13 protein-coding genes are annotated in these 13,186 nt (G+C 69.3%); 5 read left to right on the top strand and 8 right to left on the bottom strand.

Annotation, left to right across the window (positions count from 1 at the left end; genetic code table 11):
• Positions 1-174 precede the first annotated feature (174 nt).
• Entirely contained in the window at positions 175-1,917 is a 1,743-nt protein-coding gene (locus IZR01_RS13020) for an AfsR/SARP family transcriptional regulator (RefSeq protein WP_194923956.1), read from the top strand.
• On the opposite strand, the gene IZR01_RS13015 is transcribed toward IZR01_RS13020, so the two are convergent.
• From IZR01_RS13015 to IZR01_RS12995, 5 genes are all read right to left on the bottom strand, one after another.
• A complete protein-coding gene (locus IZR01_RS13015) occupies positions 1,899-2,618 on the bottom strand; it encodes an ABC transporter ATP-binding protein (RefSeq protein WP_369125342.1) in 720 nt (239 codons plus the stop codon). The two genes, IZR01_RS13020 and IZR01_RS13015, sit on opposite strands and share 19 nt — an antisense overlap.
• 26 nt (positions 2,619-2,644) lie before the next feature.
• Complete coding sequence (locus tag IZR01_RS13010; RefSeq protein WP_194891586.1) at positions 2,645-3,418, bottom strand: ABC transporter ATP-binding protein; 774 nt, start codon at positions 3,416-3,418, stop codon at positions 2,645-2,647.
• 83 nt (positions 3,419-3,501) lie between these two features.
• Positions 3,502-5,295, bottom strand: a complete 1,794-nt coding sequence (locus tag IZR01_RS13005; RefSeq protein WP_194923955.1) for a branched-chain amino acid ABC transporter permease — start codon at positions 5,293-5,295, stop codon at positions 3,502-3,504.
• Positions 5,296-5,302: 7 nt separating this feature from the next.
• Positions 5,303-6,256, bottom strand: a complete 954-nt coding sequence (locus tag IZR01_RS13000) for a branched-chain amino acid ABC transporter permease (protein ID WP_194891554.1) — start codon at positions 6,254-6,256, stop codon at positions 5,303-5,305.
• Between the two features lie 91 nt (positions 6,257-6,347).
• Positions 6,348-7,589, bottom strand: a complete 1,242-nt coding sequence (locus tag IZR01_RS12995; RefSeq protein WP_194891555.1) for a branched-chain amino acid ABC transporter substrate-binding protein — start codon at positions 7,587-7,589, stop codon at positions 6,348-6,350.
• 284 nt (positions 7,590-7,873) lie between these two features.
• Here IZR01_RS12995 and IZR01_RS12990 point away from each other — a divergent pair, with 284 nt between their 5' ends.
• A complete protein-coding gene (locus tag IZR01_RS12990) occupies positions 7,874-8,092 on the top strand; it encodes a GNAT family N-acetyltransferase (protein ID WP_228553812.1) in 219 nt (72 codons plus the stop codon).
• Positions 8,093-8,216: 124 nt separating this feature from the next.
• Here IZR01_RS12990 and IZR01_RS12985 read toward each other — a convergent pair whose 3' ends face one another.
• On the bottom strand, positions 8,217-9,047 hold the full coding sequence (locus tag IZR01_RS12985; RefSeq protein WP_194923954.1) for an enoyl-CoA hydratase/isomerase family protein: 831 nt from the start codon (positions 9,045-9,047) through the stop codon (positions 8,217-8,219).
• 71 nt (positions 9,048-9,118) lie between these two features.
• Between IZR01_RS12985 and IZR01_RS12980 the strand changes: the two genes are divergently transcribed.
• Positions 9,119-9,508: a winged helix-turn-helix transcriptional regulator gene (locus IZR01_RS12980; RefSeq protein WP_194891557.1), complete on the top strand. Its 390-nt coding sequence runs from the start codon at positions 9,119-9,121 to the stop codon at positions 9,506-9,508.
• 30 nt (positions 9,509-9,538) lie between these two features.
• Positions 9,539-9,805 carry an amidohydrolase family protein gene (locus tag IZR01_RS12975; RefSeq protein WP_228559328.1) on the top strand — a complete coding sequence of 89 codons (267 nt, stop codon included), beginning with the start codon at positions 9,539-9,541 and terminating at the stop codon, positions 9,803-9,805.
• A 188-nt stretch (positions 9,806-9,993) separates the two neighbouring features.
• Here the strand turns inward: IZR01_RS12975 and IZR01_RS12970 are convergent, their stop codons facing one another.
• Positions 9,994-11,484, bottom strand: a complete 1,491-nt coding sequence (locus tag IZR01_RS12970) for an aldehyde dehydrogenase (RefSeq protein ID WP_194923953.1) — start codon at positions 11,482-11,484, stop codon at positions 9,994-9,996.
• 110 nt (positions 11,485-11,594) lie between these two features.
• The gene (locus IZR01_RS12965; RefSeq protein ID WP_194923952.1) at positions 11,595-12,446 is read right to left on the bottom strand and encodes an IclR family transcriptional regulator; all 852 of its coding nucleotides are present in this window, start codon (positions 12,444-12,446) and stop codon (positions 11,595-11,597) included.
• Positions 12,447-12,605: 159 nt separating this feature from the next.
• Between IZR01_RS12965 and IZR01_RS12960 the strand changes: the two genes are divergently transcribed.
• Entirely contained in the window at positions 12,606-13,184 is a 579-nt protein-coding gene (locus IZR01_RS12960) for a CocE/NonD family hydrolase C-terminal non-catalytic domain-containing protein (RefSeq protein WP_194923951.1), read from the top strand.
• Positions 13,185-13,186: the final 2 nt, after the last annotated feature.

Raw genomic sequence — 13,186 nt, 5'->3', positions numbered from 1 at the left:
TGAAGCCACCTCAACATCATGTCAGCCGAGGCGACATCACGGCCGTAGACTCGGCGGCGCTCGATCAATCACATATGAGGCTGATGACGATTGAGGGCATCTTGCATGCCCTATGGCAGGTTTTTGTCATGCCCTCACCATGAAACCGGCCGCCCGCCGCAGGAGCTGGAGCACGTGAGCGAGTCCAAGATCCGGATACTCGGTCCCGTACAGGCCGAACAGAATGGCGAGTCGCTACGCCTGGGGCCTCCGCAACAACAGGCCGTTCTCGTCATGCTCTTGCTCGCCCACGGCAGCCAGGTCTCCATCGACTCCATGATTGACGGCTTGTGGGGCGAATCGCCGCCGAAGTCGGCTGTGGGAATAATTCGAAAGTACATCTCCGGACTGCGAAAGCCGGTCGGCGCCGGGGAAGCCGGTCGTGGTTTCGCGATCGTTTTCGCCGGCAACGGTTACGTGCTCTCCGGCTCCGCTTCCGACTCCGGCGCCGACTCCAGCCTCGACGTCGATCTCGACCTGGACCGGTTCGAGAGCGGCGTCCACCAGGCGACGGCGCTCCTGGCCGAGGACCCCGCACAGGCGCGGGCCTTGTGCCGCAAGGCCCTGCTGCTCTGGCGCGGATCGCCGTTGGCCGGCATCGCGGGCCCCTTCGCCGAGGGCGTACGCGCCAGGACGACGGAGCTCTACATCGAGGCGACGCAGACCGCGCTCACGGCCCAGGTGACCATGGGCGACCAGGCCGCCTGCGCGATCGCCCGTATCAGAAGTCTGATCGACGAATACCCGCTCCGCGAGAGCTTGCACGAACTGCTGATGCTGGCACTGCACAAAGCCGGCCGGCCCGGCGACGCCCTCGACGCCTACACCCGCGCGCGGGTGACACTGCGCGACGAACTCGGGATCGGGCCCGGGCCCGGGCTGCGGGCCATGCAGCGCCGAATCCTCGTCCGGGACGTGAGCCCGGTGACAAGCCCCGTGGCGAACCCGGTGGCGAGCACCGCACCGGTCTCGGCACCGATCTTCGCGCCGATCCCCGCACAGCGGCAACCCATGCAGTCACCTGGACAAGCAGGCAGACCGGACCCAGGACCGCGCCAACCTCTCATATCAGCACTCGCAGTCGGCCCCCTCCCCGCGAACCCGACGGACTTCACCGGCCGGGCAGATCTGCTCGCGGTCATCCGCCGAGAGCTCTGCGAGCCGAACGGGCCCCGCGTCGTCGCCCTGCGCGGCGGGCCGGGCATCGGTAAAACCTCCCTCGCTCTGCGTGCCGCCCATCTCCTCGCCCCCGCGTTCCCCGATGGCCAGATCTACGTGAGCCTGACCGAGCCCGACGGCAGCCCGATGTCCGGAGCCACGGTCCTCACCGCTCTCCTGCGCGCCACCGGGCTACCCGTCGGCGAAGTTCCGCCCAACCCCGTCGTCCGGGCCTGGGCCTTGCGGGGACTGCTCGCGACCCACCGCATGCTCGTGATCCTCGACGACGTCGACTCGGTCCGGCAGATCCAGGACGCCTTGGCCGCCCCGCCGGGGTCGGCCTTCCTCGTCACCGGCCGCGATACCCTGCCCGACCTGGGCGGTGCGGTCCACCACGAGGTGCCTCGGCTCAACTCCGGCGAGGCCTTCGCGCTCCTGGAGGCACTGATCGGCACGGCCCGGGTCCGCGAAGAACCGGACGCGGCCCGGGCCCTGGCCTCCCGCTGCGCGGGGCACCCGCCGGCCATCCGTGAGCTCGCCGCCGGCCTTGCTTCCCGCCCCGGGCAACGGCTCGGATCCGCGCTGAAGCACCTCAGCGCCGAACCCGAGCGCGTCGCCGTACCCGGCTCGGTGAACTCGGTGAACTCGGCGCCCTGGCGAACGTCGGGTCTGCCGTTCAGCCGTCCCACGCCCACGCCGGCTCAACCCTCCCCGAGGTAGGCCACGCGCACCCGTTCGTCCGCGAGCAGTTCGGCTCCCGTGCCCTCCACCACGATCCGGCCGGTCTCCAGGACGTACGCGTAGTCGGCCAGCGCCAGAGCTGCCTGCGCGTTCTGTTCCACCAGCAGGATCGTGGTGCCCGCGTCCTTGAGCTCGGCGACCGTCCGCAGGATCTGCTGCATCATGATCGGCGAGAGCCCCATGGACGGCTCGTCCAGCATCAGCAGCCTGGGCCGGCACATCAGGGCCCTGGCTATGGCCAGCATCTGCTGTTCCCCGCCGGAGAGCAGGCCGGCCATCTGGTCGTGCCGCTCGCCGAGGATCGGAAACCGTTCGTAGGCCTGTCGCAGGTCCGGTCCCAAGTCCTCGTTGCCCCGGATGAACGCGCCGAGCCGCAGGTTCTCCTCGATGGTCATGCGCGGGAAGATCCGCCGGGCCTCGGGACAGTGCGCGAGGCCGGCTCTGACGATGTGGTGCGCGGGGACGCGCTCCAAGGACTGGCCGGCGAAGCGGATCGTCCCGGCGGTGGGGCGCAACAGTCCGGACAGCGTACGCAGCGTCGTCGTCTTGCCCGCGCCGTTGGCGCCGAGCAGCGCCACCGTCTGGCCGGGCAGGACCCGCATCGAGATGCCCTTCACCGCCTCGACCCGTCCGTAGGCGACGTGCAGCGCTTCGACGCTCAACAGCGCCTCGACACTCAGCAGCGCCTCGTCATTCAGCAGCGCGGTCACCGGGCATCACTCGCTTCCTGCTCCGCCGTCCCGGGAGCGGCCGCGGGAGCCGTCCCGAGATAGGTGGCGATGACTCGTTCGTCGGCTCGGACCTCGTCAGGCCGTCCTTCGGTCAGCTTCCGGCCGCGCGCCAGCACCACCAGCCGGTCGCAGAGGTTGAAGATGAACCGCATGTCGTGCTCGATGACGACGACCGACAAGCCGCGCTGCCGGATCTTGAAGATGGTCTCGCGCAGCGCCAGGGTCTCGCGCGGGTTCATGCCGGCCGCCGGCTCGTCGAGCAGCAGCAGGCCCGGATCGCTGGCCATCGCCCGCGCGATCTCCAGCTTGCGCTGGTCGCCGTAGGGCAGGCTGCGCGCGATGGCCGAGGCGTGCCGGTCCAGGTCCAGGAACGACAGCAGCTCGCGGGCGGTCTGGCGGGCCTCGCGCTCGGCGGCCCGGTACCGGGGTCCCCGTCCGATCGCCGAGAGCAGACCTTCCCTGGTCCGGCAGTGCCGGCCGACCATGACGTTCTCCAGCGCGGTCATGTTCGGGAACAGCCTGATGTTCTGGAACGTGCGGGAGATGCCGGCCTCGGCCACTCGATAGGGCTTCGGCGCGAGCCGCTGCCCGCGGAAGGTGATCGAACCGGCGGTCGGCGGGTACAGGCCGGTCAGACAGTTGAAGAAGGTCGTCTTCCCGGCGCCGTTCGGGCCGATCAGGCCGACGATCTCACCGCCGGCGACGTCCAGGTCCACGCCGTCGACGGCGGTCAGCCCGCCGAAGCGCATGGTCACGCCCCGGGCTTGCAGGATCGGCTCGGAGCCCGGTGCCGTCCCGGATACCGGCCCGGGCGGGTTCGCTGGCTGGGTGCTCACGCTCGGGCCTCGGCTTCCAACTCGTCCAACCCGTCCGACCTGTCCAACTCGTCCACGACCAGTTCCTCGTACGCTTCCTCGGCGGCCGTCTCCCGCTCGTGGAACTCCAGACGCCGCCGCTTGTCGGGAACCAGCCCCTCCGGCCGCAACCGCATCATCACGATCAGCGCGATACCGAACAGCAGCAGCTGCTTGTTGTGGAAGAACTGGAGCTTGTCGGGGATCAGGAACAGCAGGGACGCGCCGAGCAGCGGGCCGCTGATCGTGCCCATGCCGCCCAGGACGACCGCCGCCAGCAGGAAGGCGGAGTTGGGCGGGGCCGAGGAGCTGAAGGTGTACTGGTCCGGGGTCACGGTCGAGGTCAGGTGGCCCTGGATGGTGCCGGCCAGCCCGGCCAGGCCCGCGCCGAGTCCGAAGGCGAGCAGCTTGAACCGGTAGCCGTGCACACCCATCGCCTCGGCCGCGGTCTCGTCCTCTCGGATCGCCGCCCAGGCGCGGCCGATCCGGGAGTCGTTCACCCGCGCGAAGATGAAGATCACCAGGGCGATGACCAGGACCAGCAGCAGATAGTAGTTGCCGAACCGGCCGAGCGTGTGGCCCAGGACGGTGTGCGGCCGGCCGAAGTCGTAGCCGAACAGCCGCAGGTCCGGGATCCCGTACTCGCCCTCGGCACCGTTCGTCACCTGCGGACCGGACTGCCCGTCGAGGTTGTTCATGGTGATGCGGAAGATCTCGCCGAAGCCGAGCGTGACGATGGCCAGGTAGTCGCCGCGCAGCCGCAGCGTCGGGGCGCCGATGAGGAGTCCGGCCAGGACCGACACCGCGACCCCGATCAGCGCCTGGGCCCAGAACGGCAGCACCACGTGGGCGTACCGGGAGGCCGCCGTGCCCGAGACGAGGGCGGCCGTGTACGCGCCGACCCCGAGGAAGGCCACGTATCCCAGGTCCAGCAGCCCGGCCAGGCCCACCACGATGTTCAGGCCGAGGGCGACCGTGGCGAAGATCAGGATGTTGTCGGCCACGCTGGTGTAGGCGTCGCTGGATTGCAGGAACACGAACGACACCGCCGCGGCGAACACCGCCCAGCCGGTGGCGACCCGGTTGGCCGCGGTCAGGGCCGAGAAGCGGTCGAACAGGCCGGAGGCGGCCAGGCCCCGGCCGGCGAAGCCGGCGCCGAGACAGAACCCGATGAACTCCTCCGAGAACCCGGTGGTGACCCCGAAGTCCGTGACCAGCAGTCCCAGCATGACCACGACGAACACCACGACGATCTGGGCCCAGCGCGGGGTCGGCCGCGCGGGCGCGGGCTCGTGGTCGTCCTCGGGCAGCAACCACGCGCCCAGAACGGGAAGCAGCACCGAGGCGCCGGCGATCCACGTCCCCGCGACGTAGTTCGCCACTCCCCCGAGCTCCCACGCGATGGCGACCACGACGTACCCGGTCGACGCCGCGTTGGCCAGCGACAGGCTCCGCAGCAGCCGGACACTGCCGCGCGGCGCGATCCAGCGCGTGCCGGGCACTCCGCCCGGGAGCAGAGCCGGACCGAGCGCCAGCAGTGTCAGGATGCTGAGGAACAGGGTGATGAGCTGGTTGCCGCCCGGATATCCGGTCACGGTCAGGTCGCCGGGAAAGGCGGTGGTCCAGGTCCAGGACAGGAAGGTGGAACCCAGCGCGGCGGCCGAGCCCAGCGCGATCAGGCACTTGCCCACCAGCGGATCGGCGCCTCGTCCGAGGCGGCGGCGCGTGGCCCGGCCGGGGGCGGTCAGGCCGGTCGAGGAGGAAGTGGTCATCGCCGCCTCACGCCCGATCCGCGACGCGTTCGCCGAGCAGGCCCTGCGGTCGGAGCAGCAGCACCAGGATCAGCAGGACGAAGGCCCAGACGTCGGCCCAGGCCTGGCCGTACTGCGCGGTGTCCCGGAAGTGCGCCAGGATGCCGCTGGAGAGCTCCTCGGCCAGGCCGAGGACGATCCCGCCGAGCATCGCGCCGCGGACGTTGCCGATCCCGCCGAGCACCGCCGCGGTGAAGGCCTTGAGCCCGGCGACGAAGCCCATGTCGAAGGAGATCTGGCCGTACCGCAGGCCCTGGGTGAGGGCGGCGACCGCGGCCAGCGCGGCCCCGACCGCGAACGCGACGACGATCATCCGGTCGGGGTCGATGCCCATGAGCCGGGCGGTGTCCGGGTCCTGCGCGGTGGCCTGCATGGCCCGGCCGGACCTGGTGCGGGCGACGAACCAGGCCAGGCCGGCCATGCACACCGCCGCCGCGATCACCGTGAACAGATCGGCGCGCTGCACGAGCACGCCGCCGAGGTCGAACGCCTTGCCGCCGAAGGACGGGAAGGCGACCGGGGCCTTCGCGTTCCCGCCTCCGGGCAGCCGGTACCACAGTGAGACGACCTGTTGCAGCGCCAGCGACAGGCCGATGGCGGTGATCAGCGGGGCGAGCCGGGGAGCGGTGCGCAGGGGCCGGTAGGCGAGGCGTTCGGCGCCCACCGCGGCGGCCACGGCGACCACGACGCCGCCGAGGAGCATCAGCGGCAGGGCGGCGAACAGCGGCAGATGGGCCACGCCCGGGATCCAGGCGTACACCGTCAGCGCGCCGAACCCGCCGAGCATGAAGATCTCGCCGTGGGCGAAGTTGATCAGCTGGATGGTGCCGTAGACCATGGTGTAGCCGACGGCGATCAGGCCGTACATCGCACCGAGCACCAGGCCGTTCTCCACCAGCTGAAGCAGTACTGTGACAGACACGCGGGGCTATCCTTGCTTCCTGATATACGGATGTTGAGACGCCGGACACGGCGGGCCGCTCTCACCCGGCCCGCCGCACCCGCCAGCGGTCTCAGCCGGCGAAGGCACCCGAGTAGACGCCCTGGTCCCAGGCGCCGTTCTCGATCTTGTACATGGTGATCACCTTGGACCCGACGTCCCCGTACTGGTCGAAGGCGACCGGGCCGGTGGCGCCGTCGAAGGACACCGCCTGCTCGGCCTTCTCCACCTGCGAGCGGAAGGCGTCGCCGGCCGGCATCTTGCCGCCGTCCTGCGCCAGCGCCGCCTTGACCGACAAGATGATCGACTCGGCCGCGTCGTAGGAGGTGCCGCCGTAGATCGCGTACGGGGCCGGGAAGTGCGCGGCCTGATACTGCGCGATGAAGTCCTTGGCCGAGGGCAGCGCGGCCAGCGGCGCTCCGGGCACCGTCGCGAAGTCGCCGTTAGAGGCCGGACCCGCGGTCTTGATGTAGGTCGGGTCCTGGTTGCCGTCGCCGCCCATCTCCGGGATGTTCAGGCCGGCGGCCTTGAGCTCCTTGGACAGCGGCGCCCCGGCCGGGTACTCGCCGCCGTAATAGACCAACTTCGCCCCGGAACTCTTGACCGCGCTGATCACCGAGCTGTAGTCGGTGGTGTTGGCCGTCGCGGTCTGCGCCAGGGCGATCTGGCCGCCGAGCTTCTTGAACTCGGCGCTGAAGGTCTCCACCAGCCCGACACCGTAGGTCTGGCCATCGTCCACGGTGGCGACGCTGTGGATGCCCAGGGTCTTGAAGACGTAGTCCGCGGCGAACGGGCCCTGGACCGCGTCCGTGGTGATGTCCCGGAAGAAGGAGGGATAGGCCCGGGTCTTCGCCGTCTTCCAGTTCGGGCCCTGCGTCAGCGACGGGTTGGTGCTGGCCGAGGAGACGTCGACCAGGTTGGCCTGGTTGAACACCGACTGCATGGACTGGGCCACCGCCGAGTTGAGCGGCCCGACCACCCCGGCCACCCCCGGATCGGCCACGTAGGCCGCCGCGTTCTGCTCTCCGATACTGGCCGAGGCCTGGTCGTCCTTCGCCACCAACTGGAAGGTGACACCCGGAACCGCCTGCTGCTTGTTCGCCAGGTCCACAGCCAACTGGGCCGAGTACTGCATGCCCAGGCCCAGCGCCTGCAACCCCCCGGTCAGCGGCGCGTCCAGGCCGATCTTGACGACCGTGGCACCGCCGCCGGAGCCCGAAGCCGTGTGAGCGGACTGGCTGCGACTACCACAGGCGGTGGCGAGCCCGCAGACTCCGGCCACCGCGCCGAGCACCGCCAGGGAACGTTGAAACACTGAACTGCTCCTTCAAGCAAGGAAAAGGATGAGGGAATGGCCGACGGGCGCGAAGACTCTACGAGCGCACCTCGCCACGGCCGCGGAGAGCCGCTGTCGACAGCCCCACCCGAAACCGACCGGCCGCTTTGCACCCGCGGGGATAGACGGGATTCGAGCTTGATCCGGACAGTAGCCGGGCTCGATTTACGGTCGATTTACGCGCTGGGCGGATCAGGGTTCGACTGGCTGGCCAGGTCCGCCCTGACGGCTCCGGCCGCGAGAAGGACAGTGGCGCGGTCCCGGTGCGGTTCACTCGCCTCGGCGTCCTGCCGGAGCACCGCGGCCACGGCTACGCCGACGACATCCTCGGCGAGGTCACCCGATTCCTGGCGCTGGACACCGGTGCCTCGCGGGTCGCCGCCGACACCGACCTGGTCAACGCACCGATGGCGGCGGCGTTCGCGCGAGTCGGGTACCACGTCATGTCCCGGCGCCTGGTGCAGTCGGCACCGGGGGAATGACGACGCGCTGACCACGCCGGTACGCCGCAGGAGACCAGTCACGGTCGCCTGCAGGCTGGACTCCACTCCTGGCCGGGAGTGCTCGTAGGCGTATGGCGTCCAGCGGCCGGTCTCGGCGCGTGGTTCAGGCGGCGGTGATACCGGCGGTGGTCGACTCGAGGTCGCGCTCGCCAGCTCTGGTCTGGGCTCCGGCCGCGCGGGCGGCGCGGGTCAGCGCGAGGGCGGCGGGCTGCGCGAATAGCCCGAACAGAGCCTGCTCCTCCGCCTTGAGGCCATCCTGGTGCGAGGTCAGTGCCATGTCGACGGTCTCGATGGCGGCGCGCGCGACGCCCGGCGCGAGGGTGGCGATCCGTTGTGCGAGGCGCTGGACGAATTCGTCGAGCTCGGCGGCGGGCAGTGCGCGGTTGATCCAGCCGTACCTCTCGGCGGTGGCGGCGTCGAACAGCCGCCCGCCGAGGATGATCTCCAGTGCTCGCGCCCGACCGACCAACTGCGGCAGGTAGACCGACCCTCCGCCGCCGGGGATGATCCCGATCGAGGTCTCGTTCTGCGCCAGCCCGGCGGTCTCGGCGGCGGCGAAACGCAGGTCCATGGCAAGCAGCAGTTCGCTGCCGCCGCCGCGCGCCAGCCCGGCGAGCTTGCCGATCGTCACCTGCGGCAACTGCCGCAGCCGTTCGTGCAGGCGGAGCATGGGGTTCAGGCTCTGATCGCCGGCGATCTCGATTCCGATGACGGCCTGCGGGTCCTCGATGAAGTCCATGTCGCCGTGGGCGACGAAGAACTCCGTGTCGGCGCTTTCGAAGACGATGACGCGGACGGCCGCGTCCTGGGCGACCTCAGTCAGGAACGCGTCGAGGTCGCGCAGAAGCGCGGCGTCGAGGAGGTTCAGCGGCGGGTTGTCGATGACGAGGTGAGCTATGCCTTCGTCCTTGCGGACCTTGATGGTGGTGTACATCCGATACCTCCGGTAGCTGGTATCGAAAACATACTTAGTACCTGTAGGATACTTCAACGGAACCAGGTGTCATGGAGGTGACCGCGATGCCGGACGCATGCCTGCTCGGGGACCAGCGAGACCTCATCGACCAGGTCCTCGACAAATGGTCGCTCTCCATACTGGCCGTGCTGCTCCGCGGCCCGCACCGGTTCAACGAGCTGCGCCGCGAAGTCCCGGAGATCACCCAGAAATCGCTGGCCCAGACGCTCAAGCGCCTTGAGCGCAACGGGATCGTCGAACGCATCGTGCTGGACACCCGCCACTTCGCGGTCGAATACCGGATGACCGCACTCGGCCGGAGCTTCGAAGCACCGCGGCAGGCCCTGGCCCAATGGGCGAGCGACCATCTCGAGGATGTGAACAAGGCGCGCGCAAGCTACGACGCCGACGACGACGCCCGAGCAGCGGCCTCACCCTGAGACCGTCAACCGCCACTCGCCACCTGCCACTTGCCACTTAAGCAGTCGCAGCTCAAGAAGCTGCCCTCGGAGTACTTCGGCGCGAACATCGCGATCACCACGAGCGGCGTGTTCTCGCACGAAGCGCTGGTCGCCGCGATCCACGCGATCGGCATCGACAATGTGATGTTCTCCATCGACTACCCCTTCGAGCGCACCGAGGCGGCGGTCGAGTTCCTGCGCACAGCGCCCCTCGCCCCGGCGGACAAGGCCAAAGTCGCGCACGAGAACGCCGAGCGCATCCTGCGGCTCAAGTAGTCCACACCGGCAAACTCATTGATGGCCGTCGGGCTCGCGCCGTACTCACGGGCCCCACAGCCACGCTCTCGTCGATCCGCCCGGATGCCTGGCGCTGGACTGCCACAGTGGTGCGGTCCAGCGCCTCCAGGCGAGGTCATGACTTCGGCGCTTCGCCGCGCCCCGCCCCGCTACTCCGATTACTCCGCTCACTCCGAGATCGGGTAGTGCGGCGTGCCGGGCCCCTCGATGGTGATCCACTCAACCTCGGTGAACTCGGCGAGACCGGCGCGGCCACCGGACTTTCCGTAGCCGCTGTTCTTCACGCCGCCGAAGGGCATCTGCGCCTCGTCGTCCAGGGTCGCGCCGTTGATGTGGCACATGCCGACCTCCAGGCGCTTGGCCAGGTCCAGTGCCAGGGTCACGTTCCGGCTGAAGATCGCCGAGGTGAGGCCGTATTCGTTGTCGTTCGCCACCGCGAGGGCTTCCTCGGGACCGTCCACGGGGATGATGGTGACCATCGGGCCGAAGGACTCCTCGCGATAGGCGCGCATGGCCGGGGTGACTCCCGCGAGTACGGTCGGCGCGTAGCACGGCCCGTCCGCGCGGCCGCCGGCGAGCAGGTCGGCGCCGCCCTTGACCGCGTCTTCGACGAGTTCTTGGACGTGATTCACGGAATTCGGGTTGATCAGCGGGCCGAGCATCGTCTGCGCGCGCCGCGGATCGCCGTAGACGATCGTGCCCGCCACGGCGGCCAGACGCCGGCTGAACTCCTCGGCGATGACGCGATCCACGACGATACGGCCGGTGGACAGGCACCCCTGTCCGGTGTTGGCGAACGAGCCGAAGGCCGCGGCGCTGACCGCGACGTCCAAGTCGGCGTCCGCCAGCACGATGAAGGGCGCGTTGCCGCCCAACTCCAGCACGACCGGGGTGAGCGTCTTGGCGGCCTTCTCAGCGATGATGCGCCCGATGCGCGTCGACCCGGTGAAGTGCACACGCCGCACGTCCTCGTGGGAGACGAGCGCGTCGACGACCTCGGCGGCGTCCCGGGGCGCGTTGGTGATCAGGTTGAGCACGCCGTCGGGCAGGCCTGCTTCGGCGAAGCAACGCACGACCAATCCGTGGGTGCGAGGCGTCTGTTCCGACGCCTTCATCACAACGGTGTTGCCGAGCACGAGAGCCGCCGGAACGGACGCCCCCACGAGCAGGACCGGAGCGTTCCAGGGCACGATGCTCGCCACGACACCGACCGGCTTGCGAATGGCCAGCGCCGTCCGCCGCGGGTTGTCCGACGGAATGACCTCGCCGGTAAGACCCTCGTAAGCGGACATCGCGGCGTAACGAACCTTGTCGACCAAGATCTTGATGTTGAAGTGACCCCACCCCGAAGGTCCGCCCATCTCCGCGGTCACGGCCTCGGAGATCTCCGCCGAGCGCGCTTCGAGCGCGTCGGCGCACGTGAGCAGGATCCGAGACCGCTCCGCGGGCGAACGGCTCGCCCACTCGGGGAAGGCCTTCTTCGCGGAATTCACGGCCCGATCGACGTCCGCCGCCGAGGCGGCGGCCGCCCGGCATGCGGGCTCACCCGTGAACGGATCCAACGACTCATAGACCGCACCGTCGTCAGCGGCCGTCCAACTGCCTCCGATGAAAAGCTCCTGCTGCGGCACGCTGATGCTGCTGACGCTCGTCGACATGGTTCTTCCTCCTTGATGCTGCCGCCGTCCCGCCGCTGCGCGCCACTCGCGCCTGCGGAATGCGACCTACTGAGGCTAGAGGAACGCCGCCTCGAAACGTCCCCCGGTTATCACTGAGCGAGAACCGGCGATCGACCGCTCCAGACCCCGCCGGGGCGCATCGGCCACTGCCCGGCCGGGGCCGATTGTGCGACGACCAGCGTACGGGTAATGCCGTTCGAGGCCGCCTTCAGCGCGGGTATCATCCGCGCGGTCACCTGCTTGTTGTTGGCCACCGCGACCGAGAGCGCCGCCACGACGGAGCCGTCGGCGCCGCGTATCGGGACGGCGACCCCGGCACCGTCCTCGCGGATCATGCGCTCGGCGACGAAGTGGCCGTCACGCCGGATGCGCGACAGGATGCGCCGCAATTGCTTCGGATCGGTCACGGTGCGAGGTGTCACCGCGACCAGCGGTTCGGCCAGCACCTGCTCTTGAAGCTCCGGCGCCGCGAACGCGAGAAGCACCAAACCGTTGGAACCGGCGTGCAACGGGAGTCGGCCCGCGATCTTGGCGGGGCTCGACGCCGCCCCCGGCGCTGACAGGGTCTCCAGATAGATGACCTCGCGGTCGAGGATGATCCCAAGGATGGTGTGCTGACGGACCACGGCTTGGAGGTCCTCCATGAAGGGGAGAGCCGCGGTCCGCAGGCCCATCGCCGGCGACGATCGGGAGGCGAGCTCCCAGAGCCGGATCCCGATTCTGAGCCGCTTGTCGGCCTCGCGTTCCAGGATGCCGAGCCGCAACAACTCTCCAACCATCCGGTACACCGTCGGCGCGGGCATCCCTGTCCGGCGAGCGATCTGCGCCGCGGAGAGCACCGGCGACGCCGCCCCGAAGGCACCCAGTATCTGTACTGCTCGGTCCAGTACAGACTCGCGTCCGTCGGTGTGGCCTTCACCGGCGCGGCCTTCATCAGTCACATCGGGAGCCTAGCCCGGATCACCCGGCCCCGCAGTCGTCCTCGGCGGCGAGCCGATTATCGATGGGTGAGAAGTGTGGGTGACGACCGAAAACCTCGACCGTACCGTGATCGGAGGAACTGCGAGGTGAGAGGCCATTCATGCCCAACGATGAGCGCCGTGGAACGCGATGTGCCCGTCCCGATGCGAGCCGGCGTCGTTCTGCGCGAGGTACCGGTGTACGCCGTCGTGGACTGGGGAGACCACGGCATCCACACCCGAGGAAGCCTGGACCGCCAGCTGGAGTTCTTCACCACGTTCCTGAAGGAGGCCCCCGGCGCCACTCTCGACAGGCCGCGGCTGAACATCGAGGTGCGCGAGTCCCACTTCGTGGGCCAGGTACGGGATGAGATCACCTGGCCGCTCGACGGCACCGTGTTCACGCCCCTGTTCCTCGACGCGGCATCCGGCGCGCTTCTCCAGCACGTTCCGGCGGCGGCCAGCGTCACCTACGACTCCGAGGACACCCAGGATTTCGCCGAGTTCGCGGTCACGTTCGACGAGGACACCGAACTCACCGGCAACATGTCCTTGCGGCTCTGGGTGGACAGCGAGACGGACGAGGCCGATCTGTTCGTGGCGGTGGAGAAGTTCGATCGTGACGGCGAGCGGGTGCCGTTCCCGTTGCAGTCCATGTTCCACGACGGGCCGGTCGATAGGCAACGAGTACTACACCTACCGGTAATCCCCAGCAGATAGGA

This window comes from Catenulispora pinisilvae, from assembly GCF_015356865.1.
In the GTDB taxonomy this organism is placed as follows: domain Bacteria; phylum Actinomycetota; class Actinomycetes; order Streptomycetales; family Catenulisporaceae; genus Catenulispora; species Catenulispora pinisilvae.
Note: the sequence above shows the minus strand (reverse complement) of the source record. Positions and strands in the feature narration are given on the sequence as shown.